The following is a 25,461-nucleotide window of genomic DNA, read 5'->3' on the forward strand; positions in this document are numbered from 1 at the left end:
CATCTGTAAAATCTATTAATCAAATTCCTTACTGACAGGTGCCTGATCTTATATCTTGACTATTCTTGTATACAAAGGGGTATGTCTCCAGACATACCCCCACACAGGAAAAAACAAGCCTTAATGTGTCTTTTCCATCTGGTTCATTAATCAATTGTGATTTCATCTACAAACAAGAAACCCGGATTTCCTTTTCCACCGTGCCATTCAGGAATCTGTCTTTCAGACAGAGCAATAACTTTTACGTATTTAGCTCTTACCGGAGTGAATGTCAGTTTATGTTCATAGATACCATTTTTGTCTGTTTCCTTCATAGCCGGATACTCTTCGGAAGCTACTTTTGTGAAGTTTAAACCGTCTTCTGATACTTCTACAGAGAATCCTCTTGCATCAAATACCCAATCCCCCTTTTCTACACAAGTAGATATAGCAACACTTGAAATCTCTGTCAGTTGCTGCAGGTCAATAGTCACATCCATATCATTTTTGTAGAATGCAATCCAACGTCCGGTCTTGTAGTTGCCATTTCCTTTCAAGCCATCGACTAAAGTAGTTACACCTTTGAATTCGTATTGCTTATTAACAGGTTGATTAGCAACGATCGGCTTCATGCTGGATTTACTAAAATTAATTTTTTCTGAAACAGTACGGCTGTTTCCGTTTCTACGAACTGCAATCGCTGTTAATGTTCCATTCTCTTTTATTTTTAATATACCTTCATATAATGGAGATGTTGCAGTAGGTTCTGTACCATCCAAAGTATAATGAATAGGGGCATCATCAATAGTAGTCAGCGTAACATCCAATGTACCGTCTGTAGGATTCGGAGTAAATTCAGCTGTTACATCAAATACAAATTTTGCATAATTGTATCCTTCGGCATCATACCATTTAATCAATCGGGGAAGACGAGATAAGAAATCTGCATAATTCTTTTTATCAGACATGGTCCATTGAACTTCACTCAATGCAGCCCAACGTGGTAATACCATGTACTGAGCATGAGAGAAAGTAGGAATATACTCGGTCCAAAGATTAGCCTGTACACCTATAATATGTTTCTGTTCTTCCGGAGTAAGTGAAGAAGGCGTAGGTTCATACCCATATACCTTTTCGATAGGCACATAACCACCAATACCCAGAGGTTCATTTTCTACATCTTTGGTCTGGTAATAATCAAAATAAAGATAAGTATTAGGGGTCATGATTACATCGTGTTTTTGCTTGGCTGCTTCAATACCGCCAGCTTCACCACGCCATGACATCACTGTTGCATTAGGAGCAAGTCCACCTTCCAAAATTTCATCCCAGCCGATGATCTGACGACCATGGTCATTCAAGAATTTCTCTGCATGATTGATTACAAAGCTTTGTAAACGTTCTTCTTTACTATGTTTTTCATCAGAGTGTATACCTAACGCTTTGATACGTGCCTGACATTTCGGACATTTTTCCCATTGTGTCTTCGGACATTCGTCACCACCGACATGGATATACTCTGAAGGGAAGATTTCCATTACTTCAGTCAGCACATCATCAATAAATTGCAAAGTCTTATCATTTCCGGCACAAAGCACATTGTCTGATACTCCCCATATTTTCCATACTTCATAAGGACCACCTGTACATCCCAATTCCGGATAAGCAGCCAGAGCAGCCTGCATATGTCCTGGAAGGTCGATTTCCGGAATAACTGTAATATAACGGTCGGCAGCATAAGCTACAATTTCTTTAGCCTGTTCTTGAGTAAAGAATCCACCATAAGGTTTACCATCATACTCACCGGAATTACGTCCGATTACAGTTTCTGCACGTTTAGAACCTATTTCTGTCAATTTCGGATATTTCTTAATTTCCAAACGCCATCCCTGATCTTCAGTAAGGTGCCAATGCAGACGGTTCATGTTATGTAATGTCATCATATCGATATAGGTTTTCACCTCATCTACTGTAAAGAAGTGACGTCCTACATCAAAATGAGCACCACGATAGCTAAAGCGCGGATAATCTTTGATATCCACAGCCGGTAATACAATATCTCCCTCTATTACGATAGGCAATGACTTACGCAAGGATTGAATTCCATAAAAAACGCCAGCTTCTGTAGGACCTGTAATCGCTATTCCATTACTTTCAACCTTTAATTGATAAGCTTCCGGATTTTCTGATTCTAGTCCTAATGATAATACAATTGCATTCTTCCCTTCCGTACCTGTTTCAATAGCAAAATCTTTTCCGGTAGAGGCTTTCAGATACTCAGCCAGAAACTCTGCATTGCGCTGCATCTTCTCATTTCCTTCCGGATAGAGAATCTTAACACCACTCTTTAAGACAAAAGGATATCCATGAGTCTCAACTACTTCCTGTGGCAATGGAATAATCTGGTAATTGGCTTCTTGCTGCACCGATGACTTACAGGAGACAACAAGTCCAGCAATTGCGAGCCAACCGGTTAATTTTAAAAACTGTTTCATAAAATAAAAATTAGGGGTTAGTTAATAAATTTGTTAGTTAATAAATTTGTCTTTAATTATATGTTTCACGAATATGCTTAATGGTCAAGGGCAGCTTCTCCCCTTTCTTTATTGAAGTAGAAGTGATGACAACCGTCTTATGTTCTCCCGGCAAAAGATCAAAGAAATTATCACTGAAACGAGCACCCTGCAAAGGAACTTCAATGAAAACATCTTTTGCCAATTTAGAGGAAGTAATGGTTAATTCACACTTTCCATCCGTCTGTTTCATCTTATAGCTGACTGTTGTTTGAGGCAGGAGTAATTCTTTCGTCTTTTTGAAATAATGAACCGATTCTGCCAGAGTATGACCTGATATATCTTTAAGTGTCAATTGCAAGAAACAACGTTGAAGTTCTTCCTGAGTTAATTTCGTACTGAAATCTTCTTTGTAAACACATAAAGATGTATTGGCCGGAATAGTCAATGAGTTTATCTGATTTTTCTTTCCTATCGGCTTTCCATCAAAATCGATCACCTTCATTTCCAACTTCACTTGTTCCATGTTGTCTAACCGATCAGAAAGCACATAGATACACAGGCTGTCATTCTGCTGTATAGGATCAATCAAAAGTGGTTCAAAAGCACGTTTTGCCTCATAATGCAAAGCTTTCCAATTACCGTAATAGTCAATGCTTGACCAAGATACAACCGGCCAACTGTCATTCAATTGCCAATACATAGTACCCATACAGTAAGGACGATTACGACGATGAGCTTCCAGTCCATGGCGTATCCCCTTTCCCTGCAGGACTAATCCGACATAGACAAAATCTTCAAATCTATCGGGAACAATATAGTCGCGTTCCATATAAGTACGAATCAATGCATTACCGATACTGCTTTTTTGATGAGCATTCATTACTTTTGATTCAATCTGATAATCTTCAGGAGCTGCAAAAGTTGCTATGGTCTTCATTTCCGGGAAGGACTGGAACCCAAATTCGCTCATGAAACGAGGAATATCCGTATCGGACGATTCAAACGGTTTCTTACCATACCAGACTCCCCAATTATGGCTATCTCCTACTCCCCAAGATTCAGGTCTCCCCCAATTCGCAAAATATGGAGAAGTATGCACGTAAAAGCGTTCGCCATCATGTTCTTTCACTTTAGCAGGAAGAAGTTCACGAAATAGTTTATCATAACCTTGCAACATTCCCTGATAGATTTCCGGGGTAAAATTCTTCTGGTATCCCCAATACTTCAAAGCTTCCAATATTTCATTATTGCCACACCACATTGCCAGAGAGGCATGATTACGTAGACGACGAATATTAAAATCAGCTTCCGCTTCTACTCTTTTCATAAAAGTAGGGTCCGAAGGATAAGGAGTGCAAGCAAACATAAAGTCCTGCCACACCAAAATACCATTCTCATCTGCCAAATTATAAAAATAGTCGTCTTCATAAACTCCTCCTCCCCATACACGCACAATATTCATATTTGCTTCGCGAATATCACGAAACAGAGTCTGATAACGCTCCGGAGTAACAAAGGGTAACATAGCATCCTGAGGAATATAATTGGCTCCTTTGGCAAACATGGGAATGCCATTCACTTCAAAATAAAAGGATTCACCATCTTTATCTTTTTCATTTACTACACGAATAGTACGCAAACCTATTCGATGGGACTGTGCGGCAACCACATTCCCATTAACAAGAATCTGAGCGGAGAAATTATATAACGTAGGTTTACCCCAGCCATTGGGCATCCAACGAACAGGTTGGAATATTTCTACAGGAATAGCAATATGATTGATTCCGGGCTGTAGTATTACTGATTGCTTCTCTTCTGTAACATCGGTTCCTTCCAGAGAAACTTTAATTTCAATTTCTGCTGTTGTTTCCTTAGAAATATTATCGATAATCAATTTATTGGATAAACTTGCAACATCATCCGTCAATGAAATCTGTTTTACATGATAATCAGATATAGTTGCAACATCGTAAAAACGAAGTGTCACCGGACGCCAGACACCACTGGTCACCATCCGTATTCCCCAATCCCAACCATAACTATATGGAGCTTTGCGAGTGAAAACACTTAGGTGTTTTTCATGATGGTCGTTGTCTGCAGGATAGTTGAACCCATTGGAATCATATTGGGGTAAAGTCTGGCAAATAGGGGAATGAAAATAAATCTGTAGGTGATTTTCCCCTTTTCGTAAAACAGATTTTACCGGAAGGGTGTAGCCTACGAACATATTATCTGCTTTTAATAACAAAGCTCCATTAAGATATACATCGGCATAAGTATCGAGTCCTTCAAAAATAAGTTGAGCCCCATCCCGCTTTAATTGATCTTCAGATACTATAAAAGAAGTTTTATATTCCCAGTCTTCATTTTCTACCCATTGAATTTTTTCCTCATTAGTCCCATAAAAAGGGTTAGGCAGTAAATTATGATGAAGTAAATCCTGATGGACCGTACCAGGTACAGTAGCCGACATCCATTTATCTGTTCCTGCTTGAGAAAATTCCCAGCCAGCATCCAAAATAACAACATCCGAAGCATCGTTATTCTGAGCATAAGCCATAGTGCAACAACATAGTAGTCCGCATGCTATTTGGGTCACTTTTCCTGTTAAATTTAAAATCATAGTGGGGGCTTTAGATATTTAACGGAGTAAAGATACTGTTTTCTTGTCAAATCTTTACTATAAAACATACAAAATTCTTATTTCACCAGAATTTCAACCATAAAGGTCGAAGCTGGAAGAGATGCTTGATTAACTAAATTAGCCCGAGTAAAAGGCTGCCATCCATAGCGTACGTATCGTGGTTTCGATACATTCTTGCTATAGACTTTCACTTGTTCCCCAATGATTTCTGCTGTTGCCGGGTAATAAAGACCATCTATTTCCGCTACTTCAAACGTACGTAATGATTTTCCATCCGAACTCTTCATTCCCTGTCCATAATCAAAAGATAAGAACACAGCATTGCCTCGACTGCTGACACTGCGAACTAAAGGTCCGGAAGGAATTATCTTTTTCGAATATGTTTTATTCAAAGCCCAACGTGCCAAACGTTCGCCAATAGGTTTCTTACAATTGGGATGAACATCTAATGAGTCACCGTAATCAATGGATACAGCCATACCGGTATATGGAATTTCTTTCATCAATTTTCGTTGGCTATCACGAAACCATGGCCAAGAAGGACGATCTATACTGGGTAATTGTACAAAATAAAAAGGCAAACGATCCTCATTCCAGTTCTTTCGCCAACTCTGAACCAATAATTTGAAGAGTTTCTCATGAGCGTCTTTATTATGTGCATTTGATTCTCCCTGATACCAAATGACTCCTTTGATAGGATATTGTTCTAAAGGAGCGATACCTGCTTCATACAAGTAACAAGGTTCATAAGGGTGACGCTGAAACGAATCTGTTGATTTCTTAATATTTAGAGCAGCTCGTTCCCTTGCCCATCCTTGAATAAAATCATTATTTAACCAATCTTTCAGAATAGCAGGGAATTCATATTCCAGTGATGATCTATCAACCCAAGACTCCGTAGGCGAACCGCCAATTGCATTACAAATCAGTCCTATCGGTACTTGCAAACTATCCCGTAATGCTTTTCCAAAATAATAAGCTACTGCAGAAAAGTCAGATGCAGTTTCAGTAGTACAAGTGGTCCATTCAGTATCCCGATAATATTGAAGATGATTTAGAGAACCTAGTACCGTTGAATCCCACTCTACCGCACTAGTATTCCAACGTGCTTTCATATCAAACAGACGAATCTGTTGGTCAGTAGCTTGCGGTATATCATTCTTTGCAGTTGAACTATGTTTCAACATAAATGCCATATTCGACTGTCCTGAGCAAAGCCATACTTCTCCGGCTAATACATTATTATATTGCAATTTTCGATTAGCTGTCGCAATTTTCAAAGTATAGGGTCCACCGGTTTTCAGAGGAAGAAGTTTAATAGACCACTTTCCATCCAGTCCTGTTTTAGTCTTCAAGTGTTGATTAGAAATACTAATTGTCACTTGTTCTCCGGCATTAGCTTTGCCTTGAATTGTCAATGGAATATCTCGTTGTAACACCATATTATCAGTATAAAGCATCGACATTTTCAATCCTCCATAGTTACCTGTAATAGCAGAATAAACAGTCTGAGCCATGATAGATGCGCCCTCCTGATTAGGATGGACAGCATCAGGCAACATAAAAGGATACGAATGTAAAGGAGTATAAAAGTCTATCAGTTGTACTCCGGTATAGCGGGCTACATTCTCAATAGCTAGCTGAATGTCTCCATGCCAATCGCGGGTTCCTGACAAAAAACGAGGATGTCTGTCGTTAATCGGAGTCATCAAAGCAATCAGAATCCGAGCTTTCGGATTTGCGTTTTGGAAAGAATTAATTAACGTAACATAGTCTTTTACAAAATCATCGCGATAATCAGGCCAATTACGCGGATCTGTATCATTAATCCCCAAATGAATAATGACTATATCTCCTGCGAAATCGATAGCTTCCCGATATTCTTCCTGTCTGGTATATGGGAGATGTCCCTTATTTAATAAAGTAGCACCGGGTTTTCCAAAATTCCTAACCTCATAAGATTCACCAAGCATTTTCTGCAACTGTGCTGGATAAGACTGTGTGTTCCGATCGGTTAAACCATAACCATACGTTATACTATTTCCTATACATGCTATCTTTTTATGCTGCTGAGCATTGACTATAGCACTTAGAATCAAACATATATAAATAACTACAAACTTTTTCATCTTCTACTATTATAACTTTTATTACTCCTATCTATTTTATGTCTATCAACACATTATAACTTTCTCTCCGGAGAATAAATCAACCCTTCCACAGCTTTCTCACCATCAAGAGTCACAAATACAGTAGTAAACATCCATTTCACCAGACGAACTTCATCAATTGTAAATTTACCCACCGGAAGTTTGAGAAATACTTTATTCCAACCTTTATTCAAATGAACCTGTAAAGGGGGACGAACTACACAGTTCTCATTTCCTAATGCTATTTCCGAACTTTTCTTACGATGAATAGCGGTCCATACTGGCGGTACTATTTCCTGATCATTTATCCAGATACGGCTTTCTTTATAATCCCATTTCCCTTGCAACGGAGGCAGATCATTTTCTGAGCGCCCATAATTCTGGAATTCTGCCCACAATCCGACAATCTGTTTTGCAGGAGAATAGACATAAGTATAGGCATAGGCCGTATGATCTTCTTGCGGATCTTTATAAAAAGCCGGTACAAGATTTCCCCAAACATGTCGAAGATAAATACCGGCTCCTATTGCCGGACGTACCTTATATTGTTTACCTTCATAAATATACGAATCGTTGAGTTCTTCTTCCGGAGGAAACACTTTTCTCAAATCACCTTCGTTCGGAAAAGCGTCTGTAATATTCCACTTCACATTTGTCTGTTTGACATAAGCAAATGGATAACCACCAAAGAGGTGTTCTTTATACCATAACATGCGATGTTCAAAATCTGCAAAGTCACGAAACACATCAGAATTTTCATCTGTAGGAAGAATAGTACCTTGTTTGTCAAAATATTCAGTCCCTCCTCCTTTCCATGCACGTTCTGCAATAGCCAGCATATTCGGATAGAAATTATTCTCTAGAATTATGTTTTGTTCCTTACTCAACATGCGATCATTCCAAACTCCTAAAATGACTCCGGCAAGATCTTCACTTCCCATTTCTTCATTATAAATCCGACTATTATATAGTGCTACGATATCACCAAACGTATCATAATGATTTAAATAATGAAATCGGGAATCAATAGCCGGAATGCCTTTCTGAGCTTTACCACGATAACTCCAAAGCTGCATCATATCGATCTCGCCCGGATTATATTTCCATCCCGGATTCCATGAAATCACCTTTTTTCCTTTAGAACGTACATATGCTACCATTTGAGGTACAAATTGTGGATTGGTGAATCCTACTTCATCTGTTCCAATATGAATATAAGGGACATCGAAAGTATCACAAATTTCATCCAATAATAATTTCAAAATTTTCATGCCTTCCGGTGTCTGCATATCGTGACGGAAAGTACGTACAAAAGCTGCACTATGTCCCGGCATATCTATCTCCGGAATTAACAAGACTTGATGAGCTTTACAGAAAGCGACCAATTCTTTAGCTTCCTCTAATGTATAATAGCTACCAGGAAAACGAGTCATGTTCGTACTATCATTCAGCATTGGAAATATTTTACTCTGTAAGCGCCATGCCTGATTTTCTGTTAAATGCCAATGAAACACATTGATTTTAAATTTGGAAAGAATAGCAATCTCACGTTTTAATTCCTCCAAAGGCAAATAGCTTCGTCCAACATCCTGCATAAATCCTCGAATTCGAAAAGCAGGCCAATCTAAAATTTCACAACCTTGAAAGCTAGTTATTTTCTTTGATTTATCAGCCAATTGAGCTAAAGTTTGCATAGCCCAATATACTCCACGTTCTGTTACGGCTTCAATCTCTATTTTTTGTTTATTCACTGTCATATGATAAGCCTCTTCTTGATTGATGAGTACACCATTTAAAAAAGGAACCATTATGACCTCTATTACAGAACTTGCATGAGTATCCACATATCCTCCATGTTCTATCACAAAATCAGTCCATCCCTGTTGAAGGACCGGAGTTATCAGATTAATTCTATTCAGTACAAAGTCAGAACTTTTAGAAATAAACTGTTGCGGTTTGGGCAATAGAAGATTATCAGCTTCTGTAACAGTTGAAATTAGACAAAAAATAGACCAAAGGAAAATTGTAAATAAACTATAATAGTTCTTCATTCTTTCTATCTCTATTAATTAAAAGAAATTATTTGAAAGACAAACCTACTTTATAATATCAGCTAATTTCACAGACTGAAACGTCATATGTGCCACACTACTTTCATACAAAATTCCAATTGTTTCTTTATCCACCATAGTCAAACAGGTGTATCCCCACCCTTCAGCTTCGTCTAATAATAATTGATGTTCCGGAAGCCAGGTAAGTCCTCTATCCAAACTTGCTTTAATCGTTATATGATTCCTGCCTTTTGTGGTATTGGGGTTAGAAAAAAGAAGGATATCTCTATTTAGTATATTATCTTTAGCACTGACGTGAATGATACTTGCCATACACACTGGTTCTTGCAATGCTTTACGCGAAGAGGGGTGTTCTTTCCAAGTTTTACCTAAATCTTTGGTTATAGCAACGGCTCTGCTTCCTCCACGATTATCACGCATATTCAGCATCAGCACTCCCGGTTCTACTTCAACAACTTGTGCCTCAGTTGTATTCGTTCGTGCAAGATTGTGCATTTTCCATGTTTTTCCCCGATCTTTACTATACATAATGCCAGCATTTGGAATACGAGTAGAATCTATAAATTGAGTTGGAAACACTAATGTACCGTCACTCATTGTTATTCCACGTCCGGGACCTTGAAGTAAAAAATACCAGGATGGATCTTTCACCTGTTCTGTTATGTTCATAGGTTTCGACCAAGTTTTACCATCATCCGTACTTTTTACCATCACTAGTTGCGCTGTATGGTTCAAATCCATACCCGGATGAGAGCTCCACCATGCGCGTTGATTTCCCATCCCATGAGTCCATGCAGCAACAATCCATACGGTATTTGTTTTTGTATCTACCAAAATAGAGGGGTCCCCTACTCCATTTTGTGCAGCCGGTAGTCCACCAAATTCGCCAAACGACAGAGGAAGACGCATTTTTTCCCATGTCTTTCCTCCATCCGTACTACGACTCAAACCTATATCTACATATTCCTGCAAATCTACACTACTATTGTACCGGACATCATATACGCCTAATAACGTTCCCTTGTTTGTGGTAACTAGTCCCGGAATACGGAAAGATGCAGAATTGTCATCACCTGCGTGACGCACTCCGACTCCCATACGATGAATAATATTTATAGACGAAACAAATTGACAAACAGCAGTCTTATCATCTATCTTTATTGACTGTAGTGAAGACTCTATTTTTGTTTGCAAAGAAGTACCAGGTTTCATCTGTAAACTAATCCAAAAGAAATTTACACCGGGAAACAGTTGATAGTCACTCTTCAGTATCACCTTTCCCGAAGGTTGCGATACTTCCGCACATTTTATCGAATAAGAAGGAATAGCTGCTAAGGTATTCCCCGGACGATGACTGGATATATATTCAACAGGAGCAAATCTTTTCTTATCTCTATCCTGCAAAGCCTCAGTTCCTCCATAATAAAGTTTGATTGCCTGAATATCTGATACATTGATACTTTTACTTAAGTCTAAGACTACTTCATTCAATATCTTACTCTCTTTAGCATCCAAACGAAGATAAAACAACACATTATCTTGACGTTCAATCAAAATAGGGATCTGTGTCTCACGTACATAAACCGTATCCGAAGCCCTTAAAGAAAAGGCAAATCCTAATAAAATCAGGAAAAGTAAACAACGACTTGTTTTCATAAATTGGGGGTATTAGTTAGTTTTTAACGGCGTAAAGATATAACTTTTTGAACATTTTTTAAACAAAAAGCAACAACTCTTTCATTTTTTACCAAGTTCTCGTAGGACTAGTCAATACCCTTACCACCGTCCTGGCCGTCATCATCATCGACAAAGTGGGTCGTAAAAACCTTGTTTACTACGGCGTTTCCGGCATGATCATCAGCCTGCTCCTGATCGGCCTCTACTTCCTCTATGGCGAATCCCTGGGAATCTCCAGCCTGTTGCTGCTGTCCTTCTTCTTGTCCTACGTATTCTGCTGCGCCGTCTCCATCTGCGCCGTAGTCTTCGTGCTCCTCTCTGAGATGTACCCCACCAAAGTGCGCGGGCTGGCCATGTCCATAGCCGGTTTCGCCCTGTGGATCGGAACGTACCTGATCGGACAACTCACCCCCTGGATGCTCCAAAACCTCACCCCCGCCGGAACATTCTTCCTGTTCGCCATCATGTGCGTACCCTATATGCTCATCGTCTGGAGACTCGTGCCGGAAACCACCGGCAAGTCCCTGGAAGAAATAGAAAGATACTGGACCCGTTCGGGACAGTCATACAGACCTTAATCATTTAACAATAAAAGAAATATGGATTTTAAGAAACTAGCAAATCAATACAGGGACGAACTGCTCGAGAATGTTCTTCCCTTCTGGCTCGACCACTCCCAAGACCGGGAACATGGCGGATACTTCACCTGCCTGGATCGTGAAGGAAACGTATTCGACACCGACAAGTTCATCTGGCTTCAAGGGCGTGAAGTCTGGATGTTCTCAATGCTCTACAATAAAGTGGAAAAACGGCAGGAATGGCTCGACTGCGCCATCCAAGGCGGTGAATTCTTAAAGAAATACGGACATGACGGGAATTATAACTGGTACTTCTCTCTCGAGCGTTCGGGTAGCCCATTGGTAGAACCATACAACATCTTCTCCTACACCTTCGCCACCATGGCCTTCGGACAACTGAGTCTGGCCACAGGCAACCAAGAGTATGCGGAAATAGCGAAGAAGACATTTGAAATCGTCCTTTCCAAAGTCGATAATCCGAAAGGGAAATGGAACAAGCTCCATCCGGGCACCCGTAATCTGAAGAACTTCGCCTTACCGATGATTCTCTGTAATCTGGCTTTGGAAATCGAACATTTATTGGATGAAGAGTACCTCCGACAAACCATGGAAACATGTATCCATGAAGTAATGGAAGTATTCTACCGTCCGGAACTGGGAGGCATCATTGTTGAGAATGTAAACGCGGACGGTAGTCTTGCCGACTGTTTCGAAGGTCGCCAGATCACCCCCGGGCATGCTATTGAAGCCATGTGGTTCATCATGGATCTGGGCAAACGCCTGAACCGTCCCGAATTGATCGAAAAGGCGAAGAATGTGACTCTTACCATGCTCGATTACGGTTGGGATAAGGAATACGGTGGTATATACTACTTCATGGACCGTAATGGCTGTCCTCCCCAACAGTTGGAATGGGACCAGAAACTTTGGTGGGTGCATATCGAAACACTAATCTCGCTATTGAAAGGATACCAGCTGACTGGGGATAAAAACTGTCTGGAATGGTTTGAGAAGGTACACGATTATACATGGAACCATTTTAAGGATACTCAATATCCCGAATGGTTTGGGTATCTGGATCGCAGAGGGGAAGTGCTACTACCACTCAAAGGGGGAAAGTGGAAGGGATGTTTTCATGTGCCGAGGGGATTATATCAGTGCTGGAAAACATTAGAAAATTTGAATAAAGAAGAAGTCATAAAAAACTATGTAACTCTTGAACAATGTTGAACAGATCCATTATAGCATTTTTTATATTATTATTTACTGCAACTTATTCATCTGCAATAACTTCCAGTAAAGAAAAGCCAAAATATCTTTGGTTTGACGCAGAAGCCAATTTTAAACGTTTTGCTTCCAAAGACTCCATTTCTTATTATTTAGAGAAAGCAAAGTCTGTAGGATTCAATCAGGTAGTAGTAGATGTTAAACCAATATATGGAGAAGTGTTATACAAAAGCAAAATTCTTCCTCCACTTACCACCGTCAATGGTAAAGTCATTCACAGAGATTGGGATTATCTGCAATATTTTATAGATGAGGCTCATCGTCTTGAATTGAAAGTAACTGTTTCTACAGCCATGTTTCCTGCAGGACATCCCGGAACAAGTGAGGGGGTGGTTTACGAAGATAAATACTGGGATGGAAAAACACACAATGAAATAATTAATTTTTATTTTATTAATACTAATATTTAATATGAAAAAACAAGTCAAATGGAGTAGAAGGTTTATAGCCTTATTGATCTGTCCATTTTCAGTTTTAGGCATTCATGATCAGAAAGCCATAAATATGAAAGGAACAGTGTATGACTCTAACAATGGACCGTTGATGGATGCCAATGTTAGCCTAAAGGGGAACTTGTCCAATGGTACTATTATCAATATGGGCAGACAGTTTAATTTTAATGTGTCAAGATTGAATTCAACGTTGATAGTTACTTTCATTAAATATCATACACAGGTAAAACAGATATTGATGGAATGACTCAATATACAAATAAAATAAACACTCTATTATTAGGTATAGATCGTGCCAGTTCGCAGATCAAACTTTTCAATTGCAAAATGACTGATATACGTGCTGTCAAAGAAACCAAAATGACTATTATGAGGAAAATGCACGTTACATTCTTACTATATGGGAACCAAAAAGCTACTAAATTAAATTACTGTGCTAACAGAGATTGGAAATGATTAACTAGTAATTACTATCGCAAAAGATAGAAGTGCTTTACAAACAGTGGGATCTCAACTTTATTGGCTGGTAAGAAATATGACAAAAAGAATTTCGATCAATCTATTACTAATATTTCGGGTGAAAATCCAGTTCCTTTGATAAGATAATTGATTACTAAATGGAGTAAATATTTAATAATTTATTATTTCCTACGAGTTAAATAAAAGAACAACATTAAAAACCCAAAAGCTTATGGGGTAATCTGAATATATTCAAAGAGTGGAAAAGGATTAAAAAAGAAAATAAAAATTCGGAATTACTTAACTTTAAATTATATATTTATGATGTCTAACTTACGAAAAAACATTTCTTTACTTAAGATCTGGACTATTATTACGGTATTTATTTTATTGCCGGTATTGAGCATAAATGCCGTTAATTTTCCAGCAAATTATTTACATAGTAATAATATCAAAGAGGTAAAGGATAACAAAAAAGTCACAGGAAAAGTGTTAGATGAATTTGGAGAACCAATTCCAAGTGCATCTATATTGGTAGAAGGACGTTCTAAAGGTGTCATCACAGATTTGGATGGAACTTTTGAGATTGAAGTAACTCCTACGGATAAACTGGTTGTTTCTTTCCTGGGAATGGAAACACAAACCATTCTGGTTGGTAATCAAACGAATATCGTTGTGAAAATGAAACCTAAGACAGCAGAGCTGGATGAAGTAACGATTGTTGCCTATGGTAAACAACGAAAAGTAAGTGTTATCGGTGCTATCAACACTATTTCCACAGATGAATTAAAATCTCCGGTAGGAAAATTGAGTAACAGTCTGGCAGGCCAATTGGCTGGTATTGTCGTTATGCAACGCTCAGGTGAGCCAGGTGCTGGAGCCGATTTCTGGATTCGTGGTATTAATACTTTTGGTGCAAATAACAAACCTTTAGTATTAGTCGATGGTGTTGAACGTGAATTGGACTTAGTTGATGCAGAAGATATCGCTTCTTTTTCTATTTTGAAGGATGCTACGGCGACAGCTTTATATGGAGTACGTGGTGCTAATGGCATTGTGTTGATTACAACTAAGAGAGGAGTGGAATCAGTACCAAGAATTAGTGCCAAAGTAGAATACGGTTTAGCTAATCCTGTACGTTTATCAAAATTGGCTAATGCGAGTCAATGGATTGACTATTACAACGATATTTCTCTGGAATCCTCTGGTCGTCTGGCAATAGAATCAGCAGAGAGAGCAATGTACCTGAATGGTACTGACCCCGATTTATATCCGAATGTAGATTGGATAAAGACTATTTTTAAAGATCATTCCAATATGACACGTGCGAATATAAACGTAACTGGCGGATCACCTAAAGTACGTTATTATGTTGGCGGTTCTTTCTATACAGAAGGAAGTATTATGAATGTAGTGGACACGAAACGATATGATGCGTCTATGAGATATGATAAATTTAATTTTCGTTCTAACATTGATATTAATATTACTTCTTCAACGGAACTGGGGTTATCTTTGTCTAATCAGTATGAAATAAAAAATCGTCCTGCAGCCTCATTGTCTAATTTATATGCTTTTACAATTCTTACTCCACCGATTTCAACTCCTACTATTTATTCGGATGGTACTATTGCTCTGCCGACAGTAGGTTACAATCCATACAATTATTTGAATACGAGTGGTTATTCCCAAGATTTCTCCAATAATGCGCAATCATTAATTTCGGTGACACAAGACTTTTCAAAATTTGTTACTCCCGGATTAAAAGCTAATATTAAGTTCTCTTGGGACGCTTTTAATGGTTCTACTTTGAATCGTGTCATTAACCCTACTACGTATCACGCCATTGGAAGAGATGAGAATGGAGATCTTATCTTCATTAACAATAATAATGGAAGTAATTATATGACTCTAAATAGAACTAACTCTGGTTCTAGAACTATTAATTTTGAGGCTTCTGCCAACTACGACCGTTTGTTTCTTAAAAAGCATAGAGTTGGAGCCATGTTTTTGTTTAATATGAGAAACTATACAGATAATTTTCCCGGTAACTATATTGCAGCCTTCGCTCATAAGAATATAGGTATTGCAGGACGTATCACTTATTCATATGAAGATAAATACTTTACAGAATTTAATTTTGGTTATAATGGATCAGAGAACTTTTCTCCTCAAAAACGCTTTGGTTTCTTCCCTTCCGTTGCAGCCGGATATATGATTAGCAATGAGTCATTTTGGGATAATCTAAGATCTATTATTCATATATTGAAGATTAAAGGATCATATGGAGAAATCGGAAATGATCAAATTGGAGGTAATCGTCGTTTTGCTTTTAATTCAGAAATGAATGGTTATACCGATGGTTATACATTTGGTACTAACCCCGGTAATGGTTATATCTCAGGTATTGCAACCGGAGTTCCCGGTAATGAAAATGTGTCATGGGAAAAAGCTAAAAAAGCGAATATTGGTGTTGAAATAGGCTTTATTGATAAATTAAAATTCCAACTCGATTATTTTTATGAAAAACGCTCAGGCATTTATATTCAACAAGAGAGCGTACCTTCTATTGTTGGATTGAATGTCACTCAATATGTTAATCTTGGAGAAATGAGAAATCAGGGATTTGACGGTTCTATGGAATATGAACAACGTTTTAATGATTGGTATGTATCAGCTCGTGCAAATCTGACATATAACAGGAATAAAAAATTGTATGATGATAAACCGACTCCTATATGGCCGTATCAGAGTGAAGCAGGTTTTGCTTACAGGCAACAAAGAGGACTGGTTGCATTAGGACTGTTTGAATCAGAAGAAGATATCGCCAATAACCCCAAACAAACCTTTGGCAATGTACGTCCGGGAGATATCAAGTATAAAGATATTAATGGTGATAATGTCATTGATGCTTATGATAAAGTAGCTATTGGATATACAGATGTTCCGGAAATTAGCTACGGTTTCGGACTTAGTGTCGGTTGGAAAGGGTTCGATGCTTCGGTATTTTTCCAGGGAGTAGGTCATGTGACACGCATTATCGGCGGAGCTGCTTTTTACGGTTCATCTGATAATATTAAAAATACGGGACAGATTTACAGTGAGGTAGCAGATCAACGTTGGAGTGAAAGAAATCCGAATCCAAATGCAAAATATCCAAGATTGTCGATGAGTAAAGTAGAAAACAATTTGCAACCTTCTACTTTTTGGCAAAGAGACATGAGTTTTATAAGACTGAAAAATGCGGAATTAGGATATACAGTACCTAAACACCTTTATAAACAATTGGGAATATCTACTATACGACTATATGCGCAAGGAGTTAACCTACTTACGTTTAGCAAGTTCAAATTATGGGATCCAGAGTTAGCTTCTGACTATGGGAATGTTTACCCACAAATGCGAACCATTAATTTTGGATTGAATATTAACTTCTAAAAAGAATAACTATGAATAAAATAAAATTATTAGGAACATTATTATTGTTATCCATCATATTGTTCTTCTCTTCATGTAACGATTATCTGGAAGTAACTTTGCTTGATCAGATGACGCGTGAAGAAGTATTTAGCAAACGCCCTTCAACGGAAGCCTATTTGTCTCATATATATAGTTACTTACCTCGTGAATTTGAATATTTGGATGAGGGAAGTGCCGTTCCGCGTAGCGACGAAGCTTTATTTTCCTGGTATCAATGGGTAGATTATCTTGTATTTAATACAGGTTCTTGGGGACCTACTACTAGCGCTTTTAATATTTGGAAGAGGAAGTACGAAGGTATTAACCAAGCTACCATTTTCATGAATCATGTCGATGAATGTAAAGAAATCGATGCTCAAACACGAGCAGCAATGAAAGCGGAAGCCCGTTTCTTGAGAGCTTATTTTTACTTTGAGTTATTCCGTCAATATGGTCCTGTATATATTTGGGGAGATCAAGATCCTGATGAATTGATTAAAGCTGAAACCATTGATAGACACACGGTGGATGAAAATGTCACATTTATGGTTGAAGAGTTCAATAAAGTTATAGCCGATCCTGATCTTCCTTCAACTATTGGTGATATGACAAAATGGGCAGGTAGAATCACGAAGGGAGCAGCAATGGCAGCTAAAGCTCGTTTACTTCTTTATGCAGCTAGTCCATTATATAATGGATGTGATTTATATAAAGGACAGATGAAAAATATGTATGGGAATTATTTATTTCCTCAACAGCAGGATTTGAATAAATGGAGTGAAGCGGCCAAAGCAGCAAAAGATGTAATAGACTTGAACCTTTATGAGTTATATGAAAACAAAACGGAGACTGATCCGTTTCAAAAAGCTATAAAATCTTATCAGGGAATTCTTTTTGATGAATGGAATGAGGAAATTATCTGGGGAGCCTGGGCACGTAATCCTGCAAAAACAGAATTTGGAAGTGCCGGTCAATATTTATACTCCAGGTGTTTACCTCCTATTGTATGTAAAACCGCATACGGTGGTTTTTGCCCTTCTTTGAAATTAGTCGATACTTATCCAATGGCTGAATCCGGTAGATATCCGGTAGACGGATATGATGCTAATGGAAATCCTATTGTAGATCCAAAGTCCGGCTATACTAATGTAGGGTTTACCGAAGGATATGCTCATCCTATTGAGAAAAAGTTCGGAACAGTGAAGGCGCATAATAGCTGTGTTGGACGTGATGCCCGTTTCTACGCTTCGGTATTGGCAAATGGTTTTTACTGGATCAATGAATATAGCGGACGTAAGATTGTTACTTTCTACACAGGTGGTACTTCTCCTTTTGTAGGTAATGGTGGCGACTGCGTTAAAGTGGGATATTTATGGCGGCGAGCGTTGAATCCGGCATTGAATACGGATGCTAAGAGTTGGGGAAATGTATTCTGGCCTTACTACCGTTTGGCAGAAATCTATCTGGATTATGCGGAAGCCTGCAATGAAAAACCGGAAAGAGATGAAGTGGAATCCCTAAAGTATATCAATAAAGTACGGAATAGAGCTGGCTTAAATAATTTAGAAAAAGCTTATCCGGAAGTGGTTGGAGATAAGGTCTTGTTGCGTAAGCTTATTCAAAAAGAACGAATGGTGGAACTTGCTTTTGAAGGACATCGCTACTATGACGTAAGGCGTTGGATGATTGGTGAAGATGAATTTAATAGCCCCAATTATACTTTGAATTTATTGGCAACTAAATATGATGACTCATGGAGTCGGACGAAAGAAGTATGGATTGGCGGAGATCGGGTATTTGAACCAAAGCATTATTTCTTCCCAATCAATCAGGTTCAGTTAAGTGAAATGAAGAATATTACACAAAATTATGGATGGTAACCTTGAAAAATAATATGATTATGAGAAAAAATATATATTGGTTGTTATTGGCAACATTAACTCTATTCATATCTGCCTGTGATAATGATCGTGATAATTACATGGTAGATGATAGTATCGGATTGTTGAATCCCAACTATGTGAATGCAGACGTTTATACTGGAATGTCTGATCCCTTTCAACTATTTGCTATAAAAAGTGGGAAAGGTAATAAAAGTGCTCAAGTTTCGATATCAGTAGACGAAGCTGTTTTGGAAAATTACAATGCAACGAACGGTACTTCTTATATTTTATTACCTAGCAACTGCTATTCAATTACAGTAAACAGTTTGAATTTTGATGATTCTGATTATCGTAAAGCATTCGAGATAACTTGGAACCAGACAGAATTGTCATCTGTTTTGGGTTTATCAAGTGAATATGTGATTCCCTTACAAATGGAAGTAGATAACGCTTCAATCAAACCAGACGAAACTCGTCTGGTTACTGTGGTAAAACCACAAATAAAGCAACCGTACATTGCAATGGAAAACAAAGGCTTATATACAGGTATCATGCCTACTACCACTGATCTCGATGAAAGAGATATCTACATGAAAGTAGAGACTAATTATTTCAATCGTTCGGAGCTGACATATGAAATAGAAGTTGATCAGAAATTACTGACGGATTACAATACTGCAAATGGAACCAATTATAAATTGTTACCTGAAACGGCCTACCAGTTATCGCAAACCACTTGGACAATACCTGCTAATATGAACAGTGCTTATTTTAAACTCTTATTTAAGAAAAAGGCATTGATGCTGGATGAAACCAGCATTCTATTCGGTGATTATGTACTTCCGATTCGTATTGCATCTGTTTCCAGTCATGAAATAGATCCGGTCGCTTCATCCATTCTTTATATGATTTCTTTCCAACCGGATAAGATTGACAAAACAGGCTGGAGTGTAATTGACTACAATACATCTTCCAAAGAAGATGAAATTGCTTATATTGCAGCCCTTGATTGGGGACCGGAGAAACTGATAGATAATAATAATGCTACTTTCTGGGGATCGAAATGGACTACCCCTAAACCGCTTCCTTATTATTTTGTATTTGATATGGGAAAAGAACATAAACTCTTTAAGATGGGATTTGAAAATCCTATAGGTGCTGATGCTTGGCGAGGGGATGCAAAAGCCGGTTATATTGAATATAGTTCGGATAATCAGACTTGGACTCATCTAGTCGATTGGACTACTCCAAATAGAACTACCCGCTCAATATCTTTTGGGGTGAATATAGTAACAGCCCGTTATATTAAATTTGTAATAGATGAAGTTTACACTCCGTATTTAGGCGGTTCCCAGATGAATATTGCAGAATTCAATGTATGGGGTGAATAATAATTCTAACTTATATTATACAATATCATGTTTGCATATTATAGAAATGTATTAAAAGTAATCAGTTGTATTTGTTTAAGCATGGTCTCCTTCAGTGTATATGCACAGTTCATAGATCAGGGATACAGACAAGATAAAATTAAAGACCTCGCTCTTATCTATCAAGGAGGGGTACATCGTATTGACTGGACTTCCGATCAGTTTGTTCCTTACGTTGTACATCAGTTTGCAAACGGGCATAAAGATTGGTTGTTTGACGGTTTTCTATTTTTGGAGTTTACGGATGGAAAAGGATTAAGTTTCGCTACTCGTTATTCCGATAAGAATGCTAAAAAAAACGACTGGATCTGGTTACTGGATCGTCTTTTCGAGCAAGGGAAAGCTTTATCTGCTCTCGATCAATGCATTGATACCCAAAAACAAGAAATAGGAAAACCCAAGTTCACTCATCAGATTGTACTTGGGCTTCCAGAAATGCTCCCCGGTCAGAAAGACTGGGGAGACCTGAACGGTGAACAGATGGATTTTTCTAAGCAAAAACATCAGATAAAGGCTACTTGCTGGTATATTGATGAATTGATGAGACGTTTTGAAGGTGCTGATTATAAGCATCTCAAACTTTCCGGTTTTTATTGGACGGCAGAGGATATTGACTTTTGCAAAGACTTGTCAGTTCCGTTAAGTAAATATATCCATTCAAAGAAAAAAACATTTTGCTGGATTCCATACTGGCAAGCGGTAGGTTTCAATAAATGGAGAGAATTGGGGTTTGATATTGCTTATCAGCAGCCGAATCATTTCTTTAAGGCATCGATCCCAGATAAAAGACTGGAAGAAGCATGTCAATCTGCTGCTGAACTGAATATGGGAATGGAGTTGGAGTTTGACGAGAATGCTCTGTTTGATGCTAAAGATTCTTTTTATAATCGATTAGTGGCATATATTGATCATTTTGAACGGCAACAAGCATTTCGCAGATCTTCTATAGCTTATTATAGTGGTAATCATGGATTTCTTGATATGTACCGATCCACTAATCCCAAAGATCATGAAATAATGGATCGGTTAGCAAAGCTAATAATCGACAGACGTACACATCTGAAGGCAAAACCTGAAGCTAAGCATACAAAAGTAATCGCCCACCGGGGATTTTGGAATACAGCGGGTTCGGCTCAAAATTCGATAGCAGGATTAGTTAAAGCAGATTCTATAGGCTGTTATGGTACGGAATTCGATGTATGGTTGACTGCCGATAACCAACTCATGCTTAATCACGACGGATGGCACGAAGGCCATTCTTTAGAGAAAACGTCTTCATCCATTTTACGTTCTTTGAAGTTGAATAATGGAGAAAATATGCCGACATTGGAGGAATTCCTTGATAGGGCTAAAAAGCTAAAGATTCGTTTGATATTGGAGATGAAACCTCACAGTACTCCGGAGCGAGAAACTAAGGCAGTGGAGTTAGTCTTGAAAATGGTAAAAGAAAAGAAATTGACCCGGAGAGTGGAATATATCACTTTTTCCCGTCATGCTTTATGTGAATTTATACGTTTGGCTCCTTCCAAAACTCCTATTTTATATTTGGGGCAGGATATTTCTCCTAAAGAATTAAAACAGTTGGGAGCTACCGGAGCTGACTATAATTATTGGGCTTTTCATAAGAATCCGGGATGGCTTCAGAACCTCAAGGATTTAAAAATGATTTCCAATGTATGGACCGTGAATAGTCCTGACGAAATGCAGTGGTGTATTGATAATGGCATTGATTTATTGACAACAGATTCTCCGACCATGTTTATAGGGTTATAAATCTGTCCTGATCTTTTAGAATATAATGTGTCGAAAGCTATAGTCACCATAGTATGATTACGTGGAAAATATAGCTTTTGACACATTTCAACTTATAAAATATAGAAATAATGACTTTACGTACTCTATTTGTGATTTTAACGATGTCTTGGAGTTTAACTGCCTGTGCTAATGATGACAGCCCGGCAGGAAGACAACCGGAAAATGCTCCTTCGGAAGAGGAAACACCTGACCCGAAAATGATTTCCGGGAAAATGAGGGTAAAAATTGCCGGAGAAGATTTATATATATCGGCTAAACTTAATGCAAAGAATGATATTCTTTATTGGTTTAAAAAATGTATGTTCAATCAGTTGTATACGTTCTATCGGGTAGGAACGATTGCAAATAATATGCCCCAACCGACCAATATACCCGACGCAACACCTTCTTATGTATTAAATTTATCTTATAGTGATAATATAGGACCTTTTAATATTACCGGTCATGGATGGTGTGGCGGCAATCACCCCTACATTGATGAGGAAACTCAAACTGCTCATAATGTAAATTATCAGATCTCGTTGGATGGAAAGATTACAACGGAGAATACATTGACGCTGGTGGATAATATACAAATACGGGCTATTAATCATATCATGAACCCGGCAGAGCCTGAAACAATAAATGAAAAAACGGTTTTGAACAATGTACTGTGTATTGAAACCGTTGATTATAACATTCAAAGAAATAATATACAGGTAACTGTCAGTCATGAATTTCAGAATGAAAAGCCTGTAATAGTACAAATGTATTACGGAATGCAATCTATGTTTGAAAAGGAAACACATACTCTGACAGTCAATGGAAAATATGCAGATTGGACATTACAGGAAGGTGTTTCGACATTCAATAAAAAAGAATTCCCATTGATGCGTTGTTTTATTGAGAAAAATGCAGATGCATATCAATCGTCCTATCTGTTTGATGAAGGATTAGGAAAACATACAGATATTACAGATGACGATATCATCTTTATTGGAAACTCGAATGGAAAAACTTATCACAAGATTATTGCAAACAAGAGTTATAAAAAAGGAGACATTATTCATTGGAGCGGAGTTTATACATGGTTTAAATCTCCCATTATAGATGATGTTGACCTTTTATGTTACGAAGGCATGATTAACAATCAGAGAGTTTTATTTATTGATTGTAAAAAGAAAATTGATAAGCAAGTGATTTTATCTGATTATGTTAATCTCACTTTTAAGATTAAAGAGAAAAGTGCATCGATCACAATTCCTAATAGTAAAATAATGCCTTCAGGCATTAAAGTTATTGCAGAAGGACCAGGAAGCTGTATTCTTATTTTGGATTAATCGGTGGTTGGGGAATTTTTAATAAACTATATTTCTATTGAATAGGTATAAAAAACGAATTAATTATTATTTTTGTAATTCTTTAATATATATACCATAAATGGCATATTCCTTTAATGGATGGAGAAGTTAGGTTTCCGAAACTCTAGCTGACAAGTGGGATCTTTATACTACGAAAAGAAACCGGTTTTATAGAACTATGGAGGAGACTCTTTATAGCCGGAGCTTTCTTAATCATACTCGGCCTGTGTTTTGAACCGTTTCAGGGGGGTATAAAAAAAGATCCGGCTACATTCAGTTATTTGTTCCTTACTTCGGGTTTAGCTTTCATGGGATTGTTGTTACTGAATATAGTATGTGACTACTTTCGTTGTGTAAAAAGTACCCGATTTCTGGTGATGCCCGGACAGAATCCGATGATGGCATACGTGGTAGTTGATCTATTGGTGATACCCGTAGCTAATCTGACAGGAATAGCTTCGCTATTGGTTTATTTTAACTCCAACGCTTGGATGGGATTCTTGCGGGGAGTGATTCTGACAACGTTAGCAGTAGTAATAACCATATTCTTTACCAGAATCAAATGTTTTTGGAGAACTTAAATTTATAATACCATATCAAAATGAAAAGAAGAATCTGCATTTTTGCAATGTTATTGATGATGTGCCATGCATATACTCAGATCGTATATCATGATGCTGCCCGTTTCCCTCTATTAGGTAAAGCAACCGAAGCAACCGGAACCCGGTACGAACGGTTCCCGGATTCTTTAAAGAATATTTCCCGTGCTCCTTTGTGGAACTTAAGCCGTAATTCTGCGGGAATGGCGATCCGTTTTCGTAGTAACTCAACCAAAATTGCTGCTAAATGGGAAACTCTTGGCAATAACCACATGAATCACATGACGGATGTGGGTGTAAAAGGACTCGATCTGTACTGCCTGCAAAAAGATGGCAAGTGGCGTTTTGTCAATAGCGGTCGCCCTACCGGAAAAACAACCCAAGCTACAATTATAGCCAATATGCAACCCGAAGAAAGAGAGTATATGCTCTATCTGCCACTTTATGACGGACTTGTTTCGTTATCTATAGGAGTGGATTCGCTTTCAACTATTACGCAACCCGCTGTAGAATCTCCGGTCCGTACAAAACCTGTTGTTTTTTACGGAACCAGTATCTTACAAGGTGGCTGTGCCAATCGACCCGGCATGGCACATACTAATATCATTTCACGAAGACTGAATCGCGAATGTATCAATCTCGGCTTTAGTGGAAATGCTTTGCTTGATCTGGAAGTTGCCAGGATCATGGCAGAAGTGGACGCCGGTGTTTTTGTGCTGGATTTTGTACCCAATGCTTCTGTTAAACAAATGCAAGAACGAATGGAGACATTCTATAACATTATCCGTAAGAAGCATCCTGATACGCCTATTGTTTTTATAGAAGATCCTATTTTTACTCATTCGCTGTTCGACCAGAATATTGCGCGTGAAGTGCAAAGGAAAAATCAGACTTTGAATGAGATTTTTACCCTTCTGAAGAAGAAAGGAGAGAAGAATATATATCTGATACATTCCGACAAGATGTTGGGTGACGACGGGGAAGCGACAGTCGATGGCATTCATTTCACAGATTTGGGAATGATGCGATATGCAGATTTAGTATGTCCTTTCATTCAGAAACTTATAAAAAAGAAGTAAGTTCAATGAAGAAAGTAATTCTGACTGTTTTATCAGTTGCTT

The 25,461-nt window shown here is 38.1% G+C and carries 14 protein-coding genes and 3 pseudogenes; 12 read left to right on the plus strand and 5 right to left on the minus strand.

Features of this window, described 5'->3' with window-relative positions:
• Window positions 1-146 precede the first annotated feature (146 nt).
• The 5 genes from EJF25_RS07620 to EJF25_RS07640 all read right to left on the minus strand — a co-directional run bounded on the left by EJF25_RS07620 (window position 147) and on the right by EJF25_RS07640 (window position 11,017).
• On the minus strand, window positions 147-2,474 hold the full coding sequence (locus tag EJF25_RS07620; protein WP_125040747.1) for a glycoside hydrolase family 20 protein: 2,328 nt from the start codon (window positions 2,472-2,474) through the stop codon (window positions 147-149).
• 52 nt (window positions 2,475-2,526) lie between these two features.
• Complete coding sequence (locus EJF25_RS07625; RefSeq protein ID WP_125040748.1) at window positions 2,527-5,118, minus strand: beta-mannosidase; 2,592 nt, start codon at window positions 5,116-5,118, stop codon at window positions 2,527-2,529.
• Between the two features lie 77 nt (window positions 5,119-5,195).
• Window positions 5,196-7,268 carry a GDSL-type esterase/lipase family protein gene (locus EJF25_RS07630; protein WP_125040749.1) on the minus strand — a complete coding sequence of 691 codons (2,073 nt, stop codon included), beginning with the start codon at window positions 7,266-7,268 and terminating at the stop codon, window positions 5,196-5,198.
• Between the two features lie 53 nt (window positions 7,269-7,321).
• Window positions 7,322-9,340: a family 20 glycosylhydrolase gene (locus tag EJF25_RS07635; protein WP_125040750.1), complete on the minus strand. Its 2,019-nt coding sequence runs from the start codon at window positions 9,338-9,340 to the stop codon at window positions 7,322-7,324.
• Window positions 9,341-9,385: 45 nt separating this feature from the next.
• Window positions 9,386-11,017: a sialidase family protein gene (locus EJF25_RS07640; RefSeq protein WP_125040751.1), complete on the minus strand. Its 1,632-nt coding sequence runs from the start codon at window positions 11,015-11,017 to the stop codon at window positions 9,386-9,388.
• Between the two features lie 83 nt (window positions 11,018-11,100).
• Between EJF25_RS07640 and EJF25_RS07645 the strand changes: the two are divergent.
• From EJF25_RS07645 to EJF25_RS07695, 12 genes and pseudogenes are all read left to right on the plus strand, one after another.
• Window positions 11,101-11,616, plus strand: a pseudogene (locus EJF25_RS07645) (MFS transporter); the annotation flags it as partial.
• 21 nt (window positions 11,617-11,637) lie between these two features.
• Complete coding sequence (locus EJF25_RS07650; RefSeq protein ID WP_125040752.1) at window positions 11,638-12,846, plus strand: n-acyl-d-glucosamine 2-epimerase; 1,209 nt, start codon at window positions 11,638-11,640, stop codon at window positions 12,844-12,846.
• Entirely contained in the window at window positions 12,840-13,313 is a 474-nt protein-coding gene (locus EJF25_RS07655; RefSeq protein ID WP_235016748.1) for a glycoside hydrolase family protein, read from the plus strand. Before EJF25_RS07650 ends, EJF25_RS07655 begins: the two co-directional genes overlap by 7 nt.
• 1 nt (window position 13,314) lies before the next feature.
• Window positions 13,315-13,602 (plus strand): peptidase associated/transthyretin-like domain-containing protein, encoded by a 288-nt coding sequence (locus EJF25_RS07660; protein ID WP_125040753.1) that lies wholly within the window; start codon window positions 13,315-13,317, stop codon window positions 13,600-13,602.
• Between the two features lie 533 nt (window positions 13,603-14,135).
• Window positions 14,136-17,252 (plus strand): SusC/RagA family TonB-linked outer membrane protein, encoded by a 3,117-nt coding sequence (locus EJF25_RS07665; RefSeq protein ID WP_125040754.1) that lies wholly within the window; start codon window positions 14,136-14,138, stop codon window positions 17,250-17,252.
• A gap of 11 nt (window positions 17,253-17,263) precedes the next feature.
• Complete coding sequence (locus tag EJF25_RS07670; RefSeq protein WP_125040755.1) at window positions 17,264-19,153, plus strand: RagB/SusD family nutrient uptake outer membrane protein; 1,890 nt, start codon at window positions 17,264-17,266, stop codon at window positions 19,151-19,153.
• Between the two features lie 20 nt (window positions 19,154-19,173).
• Window positions 19,174-20,547 (plus strand): BT_3987 domain-containing protein, encoded by a 1,374-nt coding sequence (locus EJF25_RS07675; protein WP_160119386.1) that lies wholly within the window; start codon window positions 19,174-19,176, stop codon window positions 20,545-20,547.
• Window positions 20,548-20,628: 81 nt separating this feature from the next.
• Window positions 20,629-21,609 (plus strand): annotated as a pseudogene (locus EJF25_RS26540) (DUF4855 domain-containing protein); the annotation flags it as partial.
• A complete protein-coding gene (locus EJF25_RS26545) occupies window positions 21,604-22,359 on the plus strand; it encodes a glycerophosphodiester phosphodiesterase family protein (protein ID WP_370685707.1) in 756 nt (251 codons plus the stop codon). The pseudogene EJF25_RS26540 and the gene EJF25_RS26545, both read left to right, overlap by 6 nt.
• A 110-nt stretch (window positions 22,360-22,469) precedes the next feature.
• A complete protein-coding gene (locus EJF25_RS07685; protein ID WP_125040757.1) occupies window positions 22,470-23,720 on the plus strand; it encodes a hypothetical protein in 1,251 nt (416 codons plus the stop codon).
• A 197-nt stretch (window positions 23,721-23,917) separates the two neighbouring features.
• Window positions 23,918-24,322, plus strand: a pseudogene (locus tag EJF25_RS07690) (DUF5009 domain-containing protein); the annotation flags it as partial.
• Between the two features lie 20 nt (window positions 24,323-24,342).
• On the plus strand, window positions 24,343-25,419 hold the full coding sequence (locus EJF25_RS07695; RefSeq protein ID WP_125040758.1) for an SGNH/GDSL hydrolase family protein: 1,077 nt from the start codon (window positions 24,343-24,345) through the stop codon (window positions 25,417-25,419).
• Window positions 25,420-25,461: the final 42 nt, after the last annotated feature.

The sequence above is a fragment of the Bacteroides faecalis genome (genome assembly GCF_003865075.1).
Taxonomy (GTDB): domain Bacteria; phylum Bacteroidota; class Bacteroidia; order Bacteroidales; family Bacteroidaceae; genus Bacteroides; species Bacteroides faecalis.

Bases quoted from the DNA above. Each gene is read 5' to 3' on its own strand.
- EJF25_RS07620 (WP_125040747.1), bottom strand. From the start codon at position 2,474: ATGAAACAGTTTTTAAAATTAACCGGTTGGCTCGCAATTGCTGGACTT.
- EJF25_RS07625 (WP_125040748.1), bottom strand. From the start codon at position 5,118: ATGATTTTAAATTTAACAGGAAAAGTGACCCAAATAGCATGCGGACTA.
- EJF25_RS07630 (WP_125040749.1), bottom strand. From the start codon at position 7,268: ATGAAAAAGTTTGTAGTTATTTATATATGTTTGATTCTAAGTGCTATA.
- EJF25_RS07635 (WP_125040750.1), bottom strand. From the start codon at position 9,340: ATGAAGAACTATTATAGTTTATTTACAATTTTCCTTTGGTCTATTTTT.
- EJF25_RS07640 (WP_125040751.1), bottom strand. From the start codon at position 11,017: ATGAAAACAAGTCGTTGTTTACTTTTCCTGATTTTATTAGGATTTGCC.
- EJF25_RS07650 (WP_125040752.1), top strand. From the start codon at position 11,638: ATGGATTTTAAGAAACTAGCAAATCAATACAGGGACGAACTGCTCGAG.
- EJF25_RS07655 (WP_235016748.1), top strand. From the start codon at position 12,840: ATGTTGAACAGATCCATTATAGCATTTTTTATATTATTATTTACTGCA.
- EJF25_RS07660 (WP_125040753.1), top strand. From the start codon at position 13,315: ATGAAAAAACAAGTCAAATGGAGTAGAAGGTTTATAGCCTTATTGATC.
- EJF25_RS07665 (WP_125040754.1), top strand. From the start codon at position 14,136: ATGATGTCTAACTTACGAAAAAACATTTCTTTACTTAAGATCTGGACT.
- EJF25_RS07670 (WP_125040755.1), top strand. From the start codon at position 17,264: ATGAATAAAATAAAATTATTAGGAACATTATTATTGTTATCCATCATA.
- EJF25_RS07675 (WP_160119386.1), top strand. From the start codon at position 19,174: ATGAGAAAAAATATATATTGGTTGTTATTGGCAACATTAACTCTATTC.
- EJF25_RS26545 (WP_370685707.1), top strand. From the start codon at position 21,604: ATGGATCGGTTAGCAAAGCTAATAATCGACAGACGTACACATCTGAAG.
- EJF25_RS07685 (WP_125040757.1), top strand. From the start codon at position 22,470: ATGACTTTACGTACTCTATTTGTGATTTTAACGATGTCTTGGAGTTTA.
- EJF25_RS07695 (WP_125040758.1), top strand. From the start codon at position 24,343: ATGAAAAGAAGAATCTGCATTTTTGCAATGTTATTGATGATGTGCCAT.